16 protein-coding genes and 1 pseudogene are annotated in these 19430 nt (G+C 43.3%); 10 read left to right on the forward strand and 7 right to left on the reverse strand.

The genetic code is table 11. From position 1 onward, the window contains the following. Positions 1–172: 172 nt before the first annotated feature. Positions 173–766, reverse strand: a complete 594-nt coding sequence (locus tag AC0YNW_RS03450) for a TetR/AcrR family transcriptional regulator (protein WP_475830747.1) — start codon at positions 764–766, stop codon at positions 173–175. Between the two features lie 270 nt (positions 767–1036). On the opposite strand from AC0YNW_RS03450, the gene AC0YNW_RS03455 reads away from it, so the two are divergent. Together AC0YNW_RS03455 and AC0YNW_RS03460 are read left to right on the forward strand one after the other, a co-directional pair. Next, positions 1037–2239, forward strand: coding sequence for an MFS transporter (locus AC0YNW_RS03455; protein WP_475830748.1), 1203 nt, complete (start codon positions 1037–1039; stop codon positions 2237–2239). A 224-nt stretch (positions 2240–2463) separates the two neighbouring features. Then, positions 2464–2868, forward strand: coding sequence for a CBS domain-containing protein (locus AC0YNW_RS03460; protein WP_387474527.1), 405 nt, complete (start codon positions 2464–2466; stop codon positions 2866–2868). Positions 2869–2879: 11 nt separating this feature from the next. Here the strand turns inward: AC0YNW_RS03460 and AC0YNW_RS03465 are convergent. The 6 genes and pseudogenes from AC0YNW_RS03465 to AC0YNW_RS03490 form a co-directional block, all read right to left on the reverse strand. Beyond that, a pseudogene (locus tag AC0YNW_RS03465) lies at positions 2880–3688 on the reverse strand (IS3 family transposase); the annotation flags it as partial. A 251-nt stretch (positions 3689–3939) separates the two neighbouring features. After that, positions 3940–4977 carry a sensor histidine kinase gene (locus tag AC0YNW_RS03470; protein WP_475830749.1) on the reverse strand — a complete coding sequence of 346 codons (1038 nt, stop codon included), beginning with the start codon at positions 4975–4977 and terminating at the stop codon, positions 3940–3942. Continuing rightward, complete coding sequence (locus AC0YNW_RS03475; RefSeq protein WP_475830750.1) at positions 4974–5675, reverse strand: response regulator transcription factor; 702 nt, start codon at positions 5673–5675, stop codon at positions 4974–4976. Before AC0YNW_RS03475 ends, AC0YNW_RS03470 begins: the two co-directional genes overlap by 4 nt. An 85-nt stretch (positions 5676–5760) precedes the next feature. Continuing rightward, a complete protein-coding gene (locus tag AC0YNW_RS03480; RefSeq protein ID WP_475830751.1) occupies positions 5761–6501 on the reverse strand; it encodes a hypothetical protein in 741 nt (246 codons plus the stop codon). After that, a complete protein-coding gene (locus AC0YNW_RS03485; protein ID WP_475830752.1) occupies positions 6498–7298 on the reverse strand; it encodes a hypothetical protein in 801 nt (266 codons plus the stop codon). The genes AC0YNW_RS03480 and AC0YNW_RS03485 overlap by 4 nt, the downstream gene beginning before the upstream one ends. Continuing rightward, complete coding sequence (locus AC0YNW_RS03490; RefSeq protein WP_475830753.1) at positions 7295–8029, reverse strand: ABC transporter ATP-binding protein; 735 nt, start codon at positions 8027–8029, stop codon at positions 7295–7297. Before AC0YNW_RS03490 ends, AC0YNW_RS03485 begins: the two co-directional genes overlap by 4 nt. Positions 8030–8588: 559 nt before the next feature. Here AC0YNW_RS03490 and AC0YNW_RS03495 point away from each other — a divergent pair. The 8 genes from AC0YNW_RS03495 to AC0YNW_RS03530 all read left to right on the forward strand — a co-directional run bounded on the left by AC0YNW_RS03495 (position 8589) and on the right by AC0YNW_RS03530 (position 19347). Then, positions 8589–10208 (forward strand): helix-turn-helix domain-containing protein, encoded by a 1620-nt coding sequence (locus tag AC0YNW_RS03495; protein WP_475830754.1) that lies wholly within the window; start codon positions 8589–8591, stop codon positions 10206–10208. A 125-nt stretch (positions 10209–10333) separates the two neighbouring features. After that, the gene (locus AC0YNW_RS03500) at positions 10334–11302 is read left to right on the forward strand and encodes an ABC transporter substrate-binding protein (RefSeq protein WP_475830755.1); all 969 of its coding nucleotides are present in this window, start codon (positions 10334–10336) and stop codon (positions 11300–11302) included. A 227-nt stretch (positions 11303–11529) separates the two neighbouring features. Beyond that, on the forward strand, positions 11530–12354 hold the full coding sequence (locus AC0YNW_RS03505) for a hypothetical protein (RefSeq protein WP_475830756.1): 825 nt from the start codon (positions 11530–11532) through the stop codon (positions 12352–12354). Between the two features lie 223 nt (positions 12355–12577). Then, on the forward strand, positions 12578–13204 hold the full coding sequence (locus AC0YNW_RS03510; RefSeq protein WP_475830757.1) for a TetR/AcrR family transcriptional regulator: 627 nt from the start codon (positions 12578–12580) through the stop codon (positions 13202–13204). A gap of 73 nt (positions 13205–13277) precedes the next feature. Beyond that, complete coding sequence (locus AC0YNW_RS03515) at positions 13278–14621, forward strand: alpha/beta hydrolase family protein (RefSeq protein WP_475830758.1); 1344 nt, start codon at positions 13278–13280, stop codon at positions 14619–14621. Between the two features lie 204 nt (positions 14622–14825). After that, on the forward strand, positions 14826–16811 hold the full coding sequence (locus AC0YNW_RS03520) for an AraC family transcriptional regulator (RefSeq protein ID WP_475830759.1): 1986 nt from the start codon (positions 14826–14828) through the stop codon (positions 16809–16811). Positions 16812–17237: 426 nt separating this feature from the next. Further along, the gene (locus AC0YNW_RS03525) at positions 17238–19184 is read left to right on the forward strand and encodes an AraC family transcriptional regulator (RefSeq protein ID WP_475830760.1); all 1947 of its coding nucleotides are present in this window, start codon (positions 17238–17240) and stop codon (positions 19182–19184) included. A 40-nt stretch (positions 19185–19224) separates the two neighbouring features. Continuing rightward, positions 19225–19347: a hypothetical protein gene (locus tag AC0YNW_RS03530; RefSeq protein ID WP_475830761.1), complete on the forward strand. Its 123-nt coding sequence runs from the start codon at positions 19225–19227 to the stop codon at positions 19345–19347. Positions 19348–19430 lie beyond the last annotated feature (83 nt).

Raw genomic sequence — 19430 nt, forward strand, 5'->3', positions numbered from 1 at the left:
AGTTTGCAACATGACCGAAATTGAAGGCACAGCGGAGCTAAAGCCCGACATCGTCTTGGATATTGATACCGATCGGATCTATAAGCCAAGATATTCATAATCGCGCAGCCAAACGACCGTTCTTCGATATCGCTATCGAGGACGGTCGTTTTGGTTTGTGTATGACCAAGTCTTACTTTCCTCCATCCAATAAGGATAAGGTCATATCTATGCTTTGCCTAATGAATGCATCATCCGGCTTTGACTTGACCATAACAGTCAGCCCGATCATGGATACGACGAGGGATTGCGCAAGGGCTTCGGCATGAAGCTCACCGGATAGCTCGCCTTTTTGCTGCCCATATTCAATGACTTCCTTGAATATAGCGGCCAAATACATTTGATGCTCGCGCGTCAGTACGGCAAATTTGGAATCATGCGGAGCCAGCTCGACCATCGTGTTGATGCAAAAGCAACCCCGATGAATATCGGACCTCTTATTCTCCTCTACACCAATCTGTTCAAATAACTCCCGGAATGCGGTCTTAACGGAAGCGCCGCGTTGAAGCCGCGACCTCACCTGAGAGGCATGCCAAGCGTTGTACCGGCGCAACGCAGCTTCGAACAGCTCCTGCTTGTCCCCAAACGCACCATATAGGCTAGGCCTCTGAATCCCCATCCCGCTAGTCAAATCACGGAGCGAGGAAGCTTCAAATCCCTTTTCCCAGAAAATGCGCATCGCTGCATCGAGTGCCTTCTCTGTATCAAATTCACGTTGTCTCACCATTAGAATCACCTTTTTGTATCAATCAGTATTGATTATAGCGTAAATCCAGACGACCGAACTGTCAAGTTTGGTATGAACGTTATATTGGGTGATCGCGGAGAAAACCAATAGAATAGGGGATAGGAAACATGCCGATTCAGTTTCGTCTTCAAAGTTCACTTTATTCCTGTTGACATAACCTTGAATAATGGCGTAATCTACATAACATATAACATACCGAACGGTACAAAATGAAATACCAACTCTCTCTTTAGAAAGGTGTTAGTCCGTATGAATGCTTCTCCTCAAGTTCAGGGCGTCCCATCCACTCACGCTGGATTGGCTCGTTCTGTTATTCTCTTATTGGCCGTATGCAGCGGACTTTCTGTCGCTAATGTTTACTATGCGCATCCGCTGCTTGATTCTATCGCGCATGACTTTCGGATTGCGCCAGCCTCAATTGGCATCGTGGTAACGGTCACCCAGATTTTTTATGCGGCAGGCTTATTGCTATTAGTTCCCATGGGGGACCTGTTCAATCGGCGCAAGCTCATTGCGATACAGATGTTATTATCTGTTGCAGCTTTATTGACGGTAGCCGTATCGTCATCCGTACCCGTTCTGTTCACTGGAATCGCCATCGTCGGTTTGTTGGCTGTAGTCGCTCAGACGATGGTGGCCGCTGCCGCCGCATTCAGCGCTCCAACAGACCGGGGACGCACGGTTGGGCTAGTCACTAGCGGTATTGTAATCGGGATCTTGCTGGCGCGAACGATTGCGGGTACTTTGAACGACTGGCTGGGGTGGCGCTCCGTCTATATGTTTTCGGCTAGTCTTACCTTGCTGGGCAGTATAGCGTTGTATCTGCTGCTGCCAAAACAAGAATCAAAACGTGCCGGGCTTAGCTATGTCCGCATTGTTTTATCCGTAATTCAACTGTACCGCGATCTGCCGATTCTGCGAATCCGTGCTCTATTGGCTATGCTCATATTTGCGGCCTTCAGTATATTGTGGACAGCTATGGTTTTCCCATTAAGTAGCGCGCCATTGTCTCTGTCTCATACCGCGATTGGCGCTTTTGGGCTTGCCGGTGTTGCGGGGGCGCTCGCGGCTTCCTATTCAGGCAGACTGGCTGACATGGGGTATGCCCGACGGGTCAGCGGCATCTCATTGGCGATTCTGTTAATCGCTTGGGTGCCAATCGGGCTCCTATACCGCTCTATTGGTTTTCTTGTGGTTGGGGTTATTCTGCTTGATCTGGCGGTACAAGCGGTACATGTGACGAACCAAAGCTTAATCTACAAGGCTCGTCCCGAGGCGCAAAGCCGCTTAACTGCTGCTTATATGATCTTTTATTCTATTGGCAGTGCGTCAGGCTCGATTGCTTCAACCGCTGTGTATGCCTGGGCAGGGTGGATGGGAGTATGCTGGCTTGGGGCAGCGGTAAGCGGCCTTGCCTTGTTGCTATGGGCATATGATTCCTATAGAAAATGAAAGACACAGATAATAGCTGTGGATAACTAAAAGGCTGAAACGGGTTCCGAGTTCCATCCCTTTGAGCCCGATCAAGCTCGGCGTTTATAGGGTATATGTGTGCTGAACAGCTTATTTCCCAGATGGGGTTTTTATTGATTGCCGGGGTATGCTAAACTAGATACATACACATCTATCATTAGACACCCAAGATGTTGGGATTCGGCAGAAGGGGGCAGCATTCGATGCAAATATCCGATTTTTTATTTCCCAAAAACAAAGTGGCCTATATACATTCTACCGACCACCTGCAGACGGCCCTTGAAATATTAGAAAAGACACAATACACCGCTATTCCTGTGATTGACGGGGATGGGAAGTACGTGTTCACGCTTTCTGAAGGCGACTTGTTGTGGAAAATGAAGTATACGGAAGGTCTTGGATTCCATAACCTCGATAACGTGAAAGTTAATCAAATCAAATGCCGGACGCGCAATGAATGCGTAGCAATCGAAGCAGACTTCGAAGACATGCTGGAGCTGGCTGCCGATCAGAACTTTGTTCCGGTGATTGACGAGAATCAAGTTTTTATCGGGATTATCCGTCGGAAAGACATAATTGAATATTATACGAGTACCATTACCGATTGAAACGTGGAGTCAGTGTGGAATGAAACGATGAGGGTGGGGGCATTATCAGCAGGCGTACCCTTACGGGACATGCTCATGGTAATGCCTTTTCCTATGACAGCTTCCTGGTACGCCTGTGACGTGTAGACACTGCCCTGATCGCTATGAAGCATAGCTCCTGAAAGCACTGGCAATTGATGGAGCGTGTCGAGTACAAAAGCCGTGTCCTGCTTGTCCGATACACTACTCGCTACAACTTCTCCGTTAAACAAATCGAGAATATTAGAAAGGTATAACATTTTACCATCAAAAGGCAAGTACGTAATATCTGTCACGAGCTTTTGGTTCGGAGCATCAGCCTGAAATTAAAGCTTTAACCGATGCTCGGCTACATACGTTGGCTGACCCATTGCCTTCCGTTTCTTGATTCTAACTCGGCATTGCAGTTGCTCCTGCTGCATGATTCGTTGTATCCGTTTGTGATTGATGGTATGCTCCCTACGTAGCAATGCCGTGATGTATCCATAACGGAATTTGTGCTGTGCACAGAGCTCCCGAACTTTTTCGACCACGTGATCCAATGGCTTCTCCTTCGCCGCTCTCCAGCGATAGTACGTTGCACGAGGAACGCCGAGCCAAGCACAAACTTGAGTAACGCTCACCACCCCTCGAAGCGTCTCCACCAATTCCACTACAATTTTTTGAGATACCTCCTCTCCAATTCCTTGTACTTTTTTAGCACGTCTAGCTGTTGTTTCAAGAAACGATTCTCCACCCTCAGTTGCTCCAGTTCTGTGCTGTATTCTGGCCCTTTGCCGTAGGTATATTGTTTACCTACAGGCTACCGTTTCAACTCCCCACGACGGTACCAGCTCACTCATGTTTTCACTTGTGTCTTATACGTAAAAACACCTCCAAGTTTATTGCCATAGGAAGGTCCTTTATATACGCGCATTTAGTTACCTACCATAATCTTTGGATTATTGGCAGTTGCAAATCGTTTATATAAATCGGCCGATTTATTTCAAATTAGAAAAATTAGAGAGTTACTGTCAAGCAGTCAAAGGGATTAATGACCTAATGATTATACATTTACGAACTAATTGGCAAGGTAAAGCAGAAAGTTGTTTCAACATCCAGTATACTTTCAGCCCATATTCTTCCGCCGTGATTTTCAATTACTTTTTTGCATATTGCAAGTCCAAGCCCCGCTCCTCCGAAACTTCTTGAACGAGATTTTTCAGTACGATAAAATTGGTCAAACACATGGGACAACTCCTCTTGTGATATGCCTGTCCCATTATCTATAACCGAAACTTTTAGGTAATCACCATCTATGATTGCCTCAATCCTTATCGATCCATTTTCATGTACATACCTTTTCGCATTGCTGATTAAATTATCAAAAACTTGCGAAATGCTATTTTCATTGGCATATAGGCGTACTGAGGGGAACGGTTTGACAACTTCCAGTTGCACCGGCTGATCGACAAACTCAATTTCAATAGGAGCTATTATGGATTCAAGCAATTCTCTTGACTCACGAACGCAAAGCGCCTCTTTGGTGTCGTTTATGTCAAGCTGTGAATATTGAAAAAGGCTTTCTATCAGGTTATCAAGACTTTCTGTTTTGTTTTTTATAACGGTAATGTATCGGTTAAACTTCTCCTTGTCATGGATAATACCGTCTTGCAAACCCTCCACATAACCTTTAATGGAGGACATGGGTGTACGCAAATCATGAGAAATACTTGCAATCAATTCTTTGCGGGAATGCTCAAGCGCAGCCTGTTTTTCTAACGAAGTTTTCAGTTGTTCCCTCATTAAATCGAAGCCTGCGCATAAATCTCCCATTTCATCATTATTGTCGTAAGAAAGAGAAAAATCGAAATCACCTTCAATGATTTTCTGTGTTGCAGCATTCAGTTCGTAGAGCGGTCGCAAAATGTTGGAGGAAATAATCCAACCTAAGATAAGAGCGCAAATAAAAAATGGAATTAGGACAGCCAAAATGATCCGAGCATCAGCAAAAATCCCTGATACATTCACAGTAGCCAATACTGCAAATATAGGGAGAAATAACACGGAGAGGAAGGCGAGTATCACCTTTTTCCGAAGTCCAATTCTCATTTATCGCTACCCCCAAGCTTATAGCCGACCCCCCGAACCGTTTTAATAAGTTCAGGCGCAGAAGTATTATCTCCTATCTTTTCTCGAATTTTTTTAATATGGATGGTTACGGTATTTAAGTCCCCATATTCATTTACACCCCATACATTTTCATAGATTTGCTGCCGGGTTAGCACCTGATTGGGATATAGAACCAAGAATCGTAAGACTTCAAATTCTTTTGCCGTAAAATCCACATGCTTTCCGTTCAGCTTTACCGTATAGGCTTTCAAGTCAATCTCTAAGTTTTGAAATAACCGAATGTCTCCTTTATCGGCAGGAGCGGAAAGCTGATGATATCGCCTTAGTTGGGCCTTAACCCTTGCCACAACCTCTCCCGGACTGAAAGGCTTTACCACATAATCATCAGCCCCCAACCCCAACCCTAAAATTTTGTCAATCTCGGTTTTCTTTGCACTTAGCATGATAATAGGTATAGTAGATTCGGCTCGTATGGTTCTGCATACTTCCATGCCATCCAAGCCCGGCAACATAATATCCAAGACGATAAGTTGTGGATGATACTCCCTAAATAGTTTCACGCATTCCTTTCCATCGGTACTGATAATAACGTCATATTGCTCCGCTTCAAGGTAATCCTTAATGAGTTCAGCTATTTCAAGCTCGTCATCTACGACCATAACTTTAATACTTTTCATGTCAATCCCTCCTCGTTGGTAATTATAACATCACAAGTTCATTGGAGAGAGAATGCAACCTCCTCAATGTTCGACTTATTATTCTCTAGCTATCTCGCCGTATAAGAGATATCCAGTAAGTAAGCACCCATAACAATGCCCAACACAAAAGTGCAATGAACGCAATTTGCGCCGGAAGTTCAGTTGCATCATAGGTAGGTGTCCCTAACAAACTCATGCCTGCCTGGTGCGGTAAAAAACGCAGACGTAGAACACCCGTGGCAGCGAATACAGGAATCATGATCAAAATAGCCAATGGTGCAATCGTGCTGCGCAAGAAACCGGCCAATCCGAAGGCGATGAAAGACATCAGCAAGTAAACAATAATCCACCAACCGAGGTCTACCATAAGGGCTCCGATACTAAGTCCATCTGCAATACCAATAATCAAATGCGGAGGAACGAGTACGACAAGGGTTGCTGAGAGTACAGCAATAACCATTGCGATAAACTTTCCTATCATCAGTGTTTGACGATTTGGAATTGCTGTGAGCGTCATACGAAATTGTCCGTCTTTGTATTCACTGCTTGCTGCGATGACAGGCAGCACGAGGAAAGCGTAAATAGGGGAGAACATGACCCCCTCAAAGTTGGAAAGTGTCGCCGGCGCTTGATTGGAAGCAGTCTGGAACGAGACTCCGATTGCATCAATAATTGCAAAGCTAAGGTTGATGATCACCGTGATTGCAAGGGCAACAATAACCAGTGGATGTGAGATGATTTTGGTTATCTCTGCGGCGACAACATCGCGGATGCGGATTTCTTTATGCTGTATACTCGCATTCATCGTGCATCCCTCCGCTGAATTGTAGCCATAGAAACAATGAACATGATCACGATCCATCCGGCTAGTACACATGCCCCGATTTCAGGGCTTGAACTGAATGGCGCGATGGAAATGCCGGTATCAGATTGCAACAGAAAGTTCCGTGCAGCGCTGATTGGCGTCCATGCGTCCAAAGCTGGTATGAATGAAGCGATTACTTGAGAGGCAGTTACCATGATAAGTCCTCCCATTACAAGTATTCCAGGCAAAGTGCGTCTGGTAATAAGAGTGATTCCAAGCGTTAACAAGGTTATTGCAACAATGAACAATACTCCGCCTGCCATTTGTATCAGTGCTTCTGGCCTCCATATGAGATTCGGTTGCCAGTTCTTCACAGCAAGGTATGTGAAAAAGAGGGTCATGGCTGCAAAAATCAATCCAATGATGAACGCATAAAGCGCAGTTGCAATCGTCTTTCCGATGACAAACCGGGTTCGGGAAGGTACAGCCAGAACGCTTAATCCAAGCTGACCTGTTCGGAATTCAGCCCCAGCAATCACAGCACCAAGTATAGTGAAAAATAAGCCTGGATTAAAAATAACAGCCACCATACCATCGAAAAGATCAAGCTCAGCATCAATTGGCTTTCCATACCACCAGTGCATTCCGTTAGAATCTAAAGTTTTCAATGCTTCCAAATTCAAGGATAATCCTTGGATTTGATAAAATAAACCAAGAACAAGGATGATTCCAGTGACAATCCATACGCTCGGCAGCGTAATTATCTTTGTAAATTCAGAATGGATGGTCTTAATCACCAGCTCTCACCACCATTTATACCAGTCAATCCAAAGAACGCTTCTTCTAACGAAGAATACCCCACAGTTACATCATCCAAAGTACCGGAAGCAATTATTTTCCCTTTGTTGATAATGACAATATCATCAACAATCTTGGCTGTCTCATCCATAAGATGACTGGATAACAGTACTGTATTTCCATTTTGTGCATATTGGTGCAGAAAACTTCTGATTGCCCTTATCCCTTCAGGGTCTAGTCCGTTAACAGGCTCATCCAATACTAGAATGCGCGGCTCACCAAGCAGCGCTGCCGCCAGTCCTAAACGTTGCTTCATTCCTAAAGAATATTTGCGAACCCGCATTTTGGCCGCATTGGTAAGACCGACTGTTTCGAGCACTTCATCTATACGTTGTTTTGGAATTCGATTGGATTGAGCAATCCAGCGGAGATGATCAATCCCTCGGCGTTCCGGAATAGCGGATGCACCGTCTATCATCGCTCCAACCGTTCGCAAAGGCTGAGTATGTTCGCTATACGGTTTCCCTTCAATCAGAGCGGTTCCGCTAGTCGGACGATCAAGGCCAAGTAAAATACGAAGAGTAGTGGATTTCCCAGCGCCATTAGGTCCCAAAAAGCCAGTTACCCTGCCTGGGCGTACGGCGAAAGATACATTTTCAACAACTGTCTTATTGCCGTATTTTTTGGTTACATTGTCAACTAAAATAGTCTCTTTGTTTTTTGTAAGCATATGTTTTTCCTTTCGTTCTGCTTATAAGCAGTTTATTGTCCTCTTAATTATCCATCCCGGAAATAAACTAGCGCATTTGAAAAAATAAACTAACGATATGAATATAATTAAAATTTCATAAACATGAAGGCTCATGAACAGAAAGCAACAAACAATAAATGGCAAGCAAGTGCGCACGGAGTTTTTTTCTGCAGGATGGGAGCTGGAGTTATGCAATAAAAGGAGTGGGAAAAGGCTGTTTTTGGGTATATGCTCGCCTCTGGGCTTAAGAGGCGAAATATAACAGGGAGGTTATATGAAGAAGTGGTCTCTAGAGAAAAGCTAGGATGATCCCTGAAAGAAATACAGAAGTTACTTCGGTATGTCGAAGATCAGCTCTTTTATTCATGTAGAAGAAAGCTGTTGGAGCGGATTGTGTTTAATTGGGAAGGGAGCTCGTTCAACATAACTTGAAATAGAACAAGTTGAAGCATGGTTTAATCAGATGTTCCGACTTGTTTTTATTTTGCGAAGCGATTACGCTACAATATGTCTACTGGAACAAGGATGGTGAACTTGCGTGGATGATACGTTGGAGAAGAAACAAAAGGAATATGCCATACTTGATGAACTGAGCTTCAAGCTTAAGGATATAGAGTACATCAATAATCAACATAATAGATGGAATTTAAGATTGCAGTTTCTCGAGTCTCATCTTGTTCTCGTAGCGGCTAGCGGTCAGGGGCAACTAACGATTGATGGAAGGTTTATCGAGCTCCGTCAAGGAAGTATGTATGTCTGTGTTCCTGGTCAGCTTGTTGAAGCAGCTGTACATACATTGGATGAGCGGGGCTTTTATTATATGCGATTCGATGTGATAGACGGCGACCAAGCCACAGCTCAAGCCTTAGGAAAAAGCAAGTTTCCGGTAAAGGGAGAGGTTCCCGCGAAATCTCCGGTTGCTACTCTTTCTTTATGTCAGCAGATCCGTCAATGTTTTCAGAAACAGGATTATTTAACCCAGTTTAGAGGTCAAATTTTATTTCAGGAGCTATTATTTAACCTCATGCATGATGCTCTGTCTATTCAAGACCAAGGTTCTGAATCAGCGTTTGAGCATGTGAAAAGCTATATTGAGCAGCATTACCAACAAGAGCTGACAATCGATCAGTTGGCTAAGGTGGCGGGGATTAGTACCCGTCACTTTATGAGATTATTTAAGAAAAAGTATGGTTACAGTGCTATTGATTATTTGGCTGTCTATCGAATTGAACAGGCGCAACGTCTGATGCGGTCAGGGGGGCCTCATCGACTGAGGGATATTGCACGTTATGTTGGTTATCAGGATGATCTTTATTTTCGGCGCAAATTCAAACAAATATCGGGTGTGCCGCCAGCGGAATTTATGAAAAATAGCAGAAGAAAAATCGTTGCCTATAATTTCCCTAACATTGGACAGCTCATTGCCCTGCAAATCATTCCATATGCTGCTCCAGCAGATCATCCATGGACAGATTATTACAAGAGGAAGTATCAAGTAGATGCTTTATTGCCTTTAAGCTCTGACTCTTTGACCAAAAGAGAAGAAATTGGACTGGCTGAGCCGGATTTTATTATCGGAATTGATTCCATGGTGCCGCTCGAGGAACAAATTAAACTGAGCGCAATCGCCCCGTCCTATTTCGTACCATGGGGGGAGCATGATTGGCGCACACATCTACGCCTACTTGCGCAATTTCTAGACAAAACAGTTGCGGCTGAGACATGGCTTAAAAAGTATGAGCGAAAAGTTCTTTTTGTACGAGAACAGGTGAAGTCTGCAATTAAAGATGACCGGTTGCTCATTGTAAGAGTTACGGCTGATCGTTTTTATGCTTTGGGGAATCGGAGTGTGGGTACGGTGTTTTTCGATGATTTGCAATTACTGCCCGCACAAGACGTCACTCCTTTGGGCAAGCGGATTACGCTCAATGATTTGGTGGGTATAGATGCGGACCGACTATTATTCATCATAGATGAGGGTCGAAAGTCTCAATCAAACTGGAGAACACTGCTCCAAGCAAAAGAATGGGTCAATCTTAAGGCAGTACAAACCTTTAAAGTGGATTTTCTTCCATCCTATCCTTGGATCGAGTATACAGCGTTTACTCATGATCTTCTATTGGATGAAATCATTAAGCTATGGCTTGATCGTACATAAAATAATGTCGGTATTGTCAATATGTTATGGGTGCAAATTCATTTATACTCCTATTAACAGAGAATGATAATCATTTTTAGTTAAGGGTTATCATCGATTATTCACATTCAGGAGGACTATAGAAAATGAAGCAGCACCGAAGTTTGTTTGTAGCAGTCATGATTGTACTAGTAATGATGGTAAGCGCAGCGTGCGGAGCATCAAATGTTCCAAAAAATAATGCAGTCGGGGCAGACGAAGGCGGCGATCCCAAACAACGTGTGCTGCAAACCTTGAAGGGTGAAGTTAGTATACCTGTAGACCCAAAAAGAGTCGTTTCGCTATCTGTAGTGTATCCTGATTTTCTGTATGCGCTTGGTATTAAACCAGTTGCTGTTCAAAACTATCATGCAGAGTTTCCCGTTTATTTGGAGGAATCCCTGAAAGATACTTTAAAGATGGGAATTGCACAAACACCTGATTTTGAGATGATTCTGGCGTCGCAGCCAGATCTTATTATTGCTCCTGTTTGGTGGGCGGAAAAGGACTATGACCAGCTTTCAAAGATCACATCCACTGTGTTATTGCCACAGCGTGACGATTGGAGAGACGAACTAAGGGATATAGCTGACGTGTTTGGCAAATCAGAGCAGGCTGAGAAAGTGATTGCAGATTTACAGGTGAATGAAAAGGAAGCAAAAGAAAAGCTTCATTCCTTAGTTGGGGATGAGACTGTGATGTACATGATGATTAGGGCCAAAGAGATTATCATTTATGGAGAAAACATTGACCGTGGCAGCTTTATTCATAAAACGTTAGGCCTTAAGCCTGTCAAAGAGTTCCCGCAAAGTGAACTCAGTCTTACGATTTCATTGGAGAAGATACCGGAATATAATCCAGACCATATTATTTTGCAACTGGACGATGAAGGTGTCGAAGTGAAAAACCGATATGAAGCCATGATAAATTCCTCCCTTTGGAAAAACATGACCGCCGTTAAGAAAGATCAGGTGTACATGGTGGGCGGTAAGGAATGGTTTAACTTGGGGATGTCTCCGCTTGCAGATCTGCATGCCATTGATGACGTTATACGTGCTTTTGAGCATAAAAAATAATGAGGATATAGAGTGGGTATAGGCCGTCCATTATAATTTCGAATGCATAAATTTGAAGATGTTCTCTCGAAGCAAAGGGATACTCTTATGACCTGGGCGTATTCAAAGATCTGCACAGTATGCAATTGCGTGTGACCAAAATACCCGCTATTGCACACCCTCCGTACACTCGTCGGACACATCATCTCTGTATACTTCCGAGTATAAACCACTTGGAGGTATCCATTATGACAAACACTAACATGAAAAAAGCCGCAGTCATTATTAGCATCACAGCCGTACTGGCATCCTTTTCCGGGCAAGCTTGGGCCGCGCAAAGCAGCCATGCGGTAGCAGCTACTTCCGTCACGGTATCGGACAGCAAGAATCCTTATTATGTTGCCGGCATAGACAATCCAGCAGAATTCACGCGTTATTTTGCCCAATTGCAGAAGGCCGTTAAGGATAACAAACCAGAGGACGTAGCCAAGCTGATGGCTTATCCGATGAATTGGAATCACGACAATAAACAAGCTGTCATTCACAACAAGGATGAGTTTATCAAAAGCTACGATCAAATCTTCACTTCCCGTGTGCGTGAACAGCTGCTGGCGCAAGCTGCGGACAAGGTGTTTGTGAACTGGAAAGGCATTATGGTGGGCGAAGGAGATCTGTGGATTGGCAAGCAGAACAATAAGCTTGGCGTGATTGCGGTCAATATCATCAACAACCCGTACGAGGTTGCCGGGATTAAGAGCGCAGCGGAACTTGAGCATTTCCTGACCAAGCTTCAAGATGACGTTCGCAAAGGCAATAAATTCGAAGTGGCGGGCAGCATGGCGTATCCGCTGAAAGTGAACAGCAAGGGCAAAACCGTTGAAATCCTATCCAAACGAGATTTTATCTCTAAATACGATAAGATCATGACGGCTAACGTGAAGAAGAAGCTATTGGCTCAAAAAGTCGAAGGCGATCAACTCCTCGTCAATTGGAAAGGCGTCATGGTTGGCGACGGGGCGCTATGGATTGGACTGACTGGAGAACAAATCGGAGTATTCGCTATAAATCGGTAATGGGTGCTACGAGTAAACGATTAACAATAGGATTCGAATAAGTCGCCTTCATTAAGGCGGCTTTTTTGCGCATTTTTATGCATGGACGATTTGAGAAAGCCATATCGAAGTTTCTTATATCTTCTGCAAGGTGTTAATCAGACGAGTTATAGGTTTAGAGCTTGATAAATGTACAGAAAACAAACATAATATAAACAGACCACGGTTTGTTTATGGAGGGCTTATGAGTAGAACGAAGAAAAACTTTGCTAATAGAAGACGAGAAATTGCAGCTATCGCAGAACAATTATTTCTGGAGAAAGGTTATGAGGATACCAATATAACGGACATTCTTGAGGCTGCTGGGCTTTCCAAGGGAGGATTTTATCATTATTTTGGGACGAAGGAAGAGATTATCTTGGAATGTATTCAGCATATTGCTGAAGAATTGTCGACGTTAGCGGAAGAGATTCTAGGCGAGGAGCAGCTTGATGCTATTGATAAATGCTTTACTTTTATGAAAATCAGAGATGATATTCTACATGGGAAGCAGGAGATCATTGGCACCATGAAGGTCGTAAGCATGAATGAAGTGTATCAGAGTAAATTGATTGAACTTCTAATTGATACCTTTTCGGGTCCGTACGCACATTTAATCGAGCAGGGCAACAGGGAAGGTTTGTTTGAGACGGAGTATCCTTTGGAAACAGCAAGGCTCATCATGAGATTAATCATTACCGGAGCGTTGAAGGGACCGAGCAATAATAGGGATATGGTGCAATACGAGGAAAAGGCACTGAACCATTTAATCATTCGCACATTAGGTATCACACAGTTGGATCGGGTGAGTCACGGAGGGCTTCATGTATAACCTACTATGCTTGATCATACTGCTATTATCCTGCGTGAATTTGTTTGGTTCCTTAAATAGGAGCAAGAGAAAAATGATGGCAAGTCTAAACGTACTACTTGTACTTTTATTTGTCCTACTGCTTTCTATCTATGGAGTTCGCCTGACGTTAGCTCCTTTATACTGTTTAATCGTATTATCCCTATCTCTGTTTGTAATCTCACTAGTAAATAAACAATCAAATCGCAGAAAAAATAAGGTTTTGACCGTTTTTACAGTTGGACTGACTGTTGTGTTTTCTTTGGGTACAGGAGTATCCCTGTATATTTTCCCTCAGTTCTCGCTTGCAAATCCATCCGGGCCACATGGAATTGGCGAGCTATCGCTAAGTCTGGAAGATGCATCACGGCAAGAACCATATACGACTGCGGCAGATGATAACCGTAAAATCATGCTTCAAATCTGGTATCCTACCGTAAAGGATACCTCCAGCAAGAAGCAGCATTATCCTTATGAGGTAGGAGATGCTCTTAATTCCGTACTGCATTTACCACAATCGCTCTTCTCTTATTTCAAAAAAATTCCGACTCATATTGTGCATGCAGCACCTGTCATGCCAGCAAATCGTAAATATCCAGTGATTCTTTTTTCACCGGGGAATGGTTCTACAAGATTTCAGAATTTGAGTTTGGTGGAAGAGCTCGTTAGCAACGGGTATATGGTGGTGGGAATGGATCACCCCTATACATCCAGTGATATAACCTATCCAGACGGAACAGTTGCAGTTAGGGCTGAGGGAAAGCTAGCGTCTGTATTAGAGGAGCACTTGTATGAAACAGAAGTTGACATTCGCGCGAAGGATATGGATTTTGTTATCGATCAATTAAGAAGCAAGGCAGACTCATTGGTTGATATTCAGAGCATATTGCATGAGATGGATGTCAACAGCATTGGTGTAGTTGGACATTCTTATGGCGGAGCCACGATAGCTCAGGTTATGGCAGACGATCAGAATATCAAGGCAGGAATCAGCTATGACGGGGGATTATGGGGGAGTCCGGTGACAGAGGGCATCCACCAGCCCTTCCTGTATATGAGCGGATCCAAGACATTGGATTACGTGAGCTCAACCAAAGCCTCAGATGAATTTCAGAAACAATTTGTGAAAAATGTTTTGCAAAATCTGTATATGACGGGGCAGGCTTCGGGAAAAGATTTTTATTTCGCATTATTTGAGGACTACAATCATTATAGCTTTACTGATATTCCGTTCATCGTTCCTGTCTTTTCTAGTGGCCGTAGCACAACTCAAATGACGAACGAGGTGAGCCTTGCATTTTTTGACCAGTATTTAAAAGGGGAACATCTTGATTTTAGAAATCTACTGATACCGGATCATCAAGTAAAGCTAGTGAAAGTCGAGGATGTATTGAAATGAAAATTGTAAAATGAGGTATGTTTTTTCAACTGATCTTAAACCTCCGACAGTATAAATGTAGCGGTTCCTTGAGCATATGTTATGAATATACTCCTTTCTAATTGACAATGATTATCGTTATTGAATATCATCATAGTGAACTGCAAAGGGATTTATTGCTGAATAATAGGTTCAGGATGTTGTCAAAACGGGGGAGTAGGAATAGTGAACTGGGAAGAGTATATCCAAATGTGGGACAATGCCTCAATTCAGCTGGTGGATATTCGCCAACTTGTGATAAGTAGCGGTGGGAAGCAGCAATATCTTCTCCCAGCCAGTGCTTTTTTATATGTAGTGCAGGGACAAGGCGAGATTTGGCTGGATGGTGATATACATATATTTGAACGGTTTTATCTCCTACATGCAGGCAAAGGAAGTAGTATAAGTATCGAGGTTGGACAAGATGAGGTCACGTACTATTACATTTTATATAGAGGTAGTATGTCCGCCAAAGTTAGTAAGGAAATGCAGAAGAAATATTACATGAACAACCCATTTCAGCTGCCGTATGCCTGTCGGCCTCTTGCTCCGGTCAATTTATATCGTCACGTGGATTCCATGTATGAGGAATGGAACCGGAAACAGATTGTGGAACGTTTTCATGTGAAAATCTGGTTTTATCAGTTCGTATATACACTTGTCCAGCAGCTTAAGCTTCAGGGAGTTGCTTCAAAGGAAACGGACATGGTAGAAGAGATCATTCAGTACATTCACGAACATTTCAATGAGTCTATTTCTCTTGAGTCATTGGCGGAGCTATGGAATTACAGCATTCAATATTTATCGAGGCAGTTCAAACGTCGTACGGGGAGAAGCCCTATTGAATATGTGATTCAAGCGCGGATGGCTAAAGCAAAGGAATTAATGATTCAGACAGATGCCACTGTACAGGAGATTGCTTCAAACGTAGGTTATAATGACGTTTTTTATTTTACACGTCTGTTCAAGAAGCAGGTCGGGATGACGCCAGGTCAATACAAAAAGAAAGTGAAGGAGAGCCTGGGCGGTTCAGATAGTCCATGGGAAGGGTTCGTATCCTCTATGGGCAAAAATGCTTCTTCTTGTTATATTATTGATGATAATCATTATCAATTAAAAACAAAGGGAGACAGACAGATGTTAAAAGGAACAAAATCGAAAATAGCGTTAACTCTGATCTTATGTTTTACGCTGATACTTGCAGCTTGCGCGAATGGAAACTCTAGTCGAAATAATAACCAGGGCTCAGCAAGTGGAACTTCAAACCAAAGTGTGGAGTCTACTCAAAATACGCCTTCCAATCAGCCTAAAGAAGATACGAGCATGCGGAAATTATCAACGGTCATTGGAGAAGTTAATGTTCCGGTGCATCCTGAACGTGTTGTTGTTGACTGGGACCTAGGGCCAGTCTTAGCTGTGGGGGTAACGCCAGTTGGGGCGTCCAGTACACAAATGAACTTTGCTGAATTTCTAAAACCTTATTTACCTGAAACGGTTAAAGATATTGGTTTAGATGGGCAGATTTCGATGGAGAAGGTGTTGGATTTGTCTCCGGATGTGATTATTACTTGGAATAAGGAAGCCTATGATAATTACTCCAAAATCGCACCGACTGTCGTGTTTGACACAAGCCAGTACTCAACCATTCAGGAAGAAATTACGGCTATGGGCGATATCCTGGGCCGACAAGAAGAAGCCAAAAAATGGATTGAGGATTTTGAAATACGTACTGAAGCTGCCCGCAATAAAATCAAAAATATAATTCCAGAAGATGCAACTATCTCAATTGTGGATTATATTACTGTAGACAAATTTTTGATGGTGATTGGCAACTCAGGCGAACGGGGAGGCAGAGCTGCATACGATATTTTGGGTCTGAATCCTACCCCAAAAGTGAAAAGTGAAATTATTGACAAAAAAGCGGACCGTGTTGAAGTGTCTTGGGAGTCTGTAAACGATTATGTAGGCGATTACGTCATTGTGCTTACAGTTGATGGTAAAGAGCCGCCCAAGCTGCCAGCGACTTGGACAGCCTTAAATGCTGTCAAAAATCATCATGTGATTGAGATTGAAATGGAGAAATATTTTGCGGCGGATTCATTCTCATCCCTGTTACAAGCGGAAGATATTGCCGACAAGATCACGAAACTGGCTGCGACTACTAAAAATTAGCGATTCACTTCATGCGATTTAGCTTTGATGGAGAAGTCCTAAATTGATGAAAATATAAGACTCCCGTTGCTTCTGTAGCACGGGGGTCTTTAACTTGGGATTAATGAAAACGAAGGTGATTTTAAGTGTAACGTTTTAAAATTTGGAAGAGGTTATGATGGGTGCAATACTTATCGTATTTTGATGCGAAAGAAGCTTAAAACTGTGGGTTATAGAGATCCACTTGTTGACTAAACAACTGGTGTTTATAATGAAGAGACTATTAAGGCGCTCAACAGGAACCTCCTGTTAACTTAGTCACAAAAGTATGCGATTAACGTGGAAAGGGTCGTGATGTTGAAGAAGAACGTCAGGGAGTGAGGGCTTGAAGCTTCTTGAGAAAGGTGCATAAATAAAAGGATTATAGGAAGGAGCATTCATCATACGATGAAGCGGCAAGAAGAGTACAAAGTATGGAATCAATTACATATTGAGCTGGCCGACATCCGACGGTATACACTTGCTGCGGGAGAATCAAGCAACGGCTACCATTTGCCTGCAAGTGCTTTTCTATTCCTATACAGGGGCAAAGCGTCGATACGGATGGATGGGCTTATTCATCCAGCTGAACATTTTTATTGTGTGCATGGCTGCAAGGGTATGAGGCTGGATATTGAAGCAATGGAATATGTGGAATATTATTTGGTCCTTTATCATGGCGAGTTTTCGCTCCGCCGAAGATATTTTCTGAAAAAGGGAGAAATTCCTCCGTTTCAGCAAATATTTGCATTTGCTCCCGCACAGCCTGTAGGGCTCTATCAGATCATGCTGAGAATGGAAGAGGCATGGAGCAAATCGACGGAGAAGGATAAATTTGTGGCAAAAACATTGTTCTATCAATTTATTCTGGAAATGCTTCAGCAAAAACAGCAGTTAGGAGTTGAGCTCCTTCCTGCAGAAGTTGTTAAGCAAGTAGTCCAGTATATGCATAAGCACCTGGACGAACCGTTGACATTGGAGTTTCTAGGACAAAGGTTCGGCTACAATCCCCAGTATCTGGCCCGTAGATTCAAGGAATTGACAACGCGCAGCCCGATCGATTACCTAATTGGACTTCGTATTGACAAAGCGTGTCATATGCTGCAATACACAGATGCTTCGATTGGTGAGATTTCTCAGAGTGTAGGATATGAGGATGTGTTTTATTTTAACCGCATATTCAAAAAGAACATGGGTCTCTCTCCTAGCCATTTCAAAAAAGAGCTGTCTGGTGAAGAGGATGTTCGGTTTAATCCATATAAAAGGTGGGGATTGTCCATGTCAGAGCCCGCTTCTCAATGTTATGTTGATAATGATAATTATTATCACCATAAAACAAGAGGAGAGTATCACATGAACAGAACATCTAGAAAAAATAGGATGGCAACACTCCTGCTCTGTATGGCCTTATTGGTTACAGCTTGCGGAGGGGGCAACTCTAGTCTGCAGTCTCCAAAGGAAATATCTGCTCCCGGCTTAAATTCTTCAGAATCCATCCAAAAAACAACGCCTGTGGCAGCCACCAAGATCGTGAATACCATATTCGGAGAGGTGGAAGTTTCAAAAAATCCCGAACGCATCGTAGCGATTCAATATTTGAGCAGTCTTCTGGCAGTGAAGGCTAATGCAATCGGCTCTACGACGCGCATCATGGACAACCCGTATTTCAGTGGTTTAACGGACAATATTGAGATTGTCGGTTCTTCCGGCAATGATGTTTCTTTTGAAAAGCTGATTGATCTTAATCCCGATCTGATTGTCGTAATGACTACGGATGAGGAAGAATATATAAAGTACAGTAAAATTGCCCCAACGATTTCCATTCCCTATGGGGACTTTCCATCCATTGAAGAGGAAGTGAAGTTTTTTGGAAACCTGCTGGGGCGGGAGGAGATGGCCACCACATGGATATCCGATTATGCTGCGCGAATCTCTGCTGCCAATGCGAAGGTCCAAGCGGTGATCCCCTCAGATGCAACCTTTAGTATTATGCAAGAAACAGACAAGACATTAAGTATATATGGCAGTGAGTTTGGCCGTGGCGGACAAGCTATTTACGAGAATCTAGGACGGATAGCACCTCCATCCTATGATGAAGCTTTGTTGAAAGAAAAATATAAAAATATCTCACTAGAATTATTGGACCAATATGCCGGAGACTATATTATCCTGACTACCGAGAGATCGCTGGAGGAACTTCGCAAGGATCCAATTTGGGGACAACTGGAAGCCGTCAAAAATGACAGACTATATGCATGGTCCAACTCCCGCTCCTATTTCATTGATCCGTTATCGGTATTGATGCAGACAGAAGAATTGGCTGAGTGGTTGACGAATGCTCCACAGAATAATTGACCAAGGACCTGTATTATTCAGCGGTAATTAATCTTTCATCATGAATCCATTGATAGTGGCTTGCGCAGCTGCGGATAAGGTGTTTGTGAACTGGAAAGGCATCATGCTTGGTGACGGAGCGCTGTGGATTGGACAGATCGGAGTTTTTGCTGTGAACCAGTAATGGGTGTTACACATCAATAGTTTTCGAATCGAGCCGCCTTCGATAGGCGGCTTCGTTGTCTTTTATACAGAGGATGTTTTAAT

The organism is Paenibacillus sp. J31R120, from assembly GCF_056269225.1.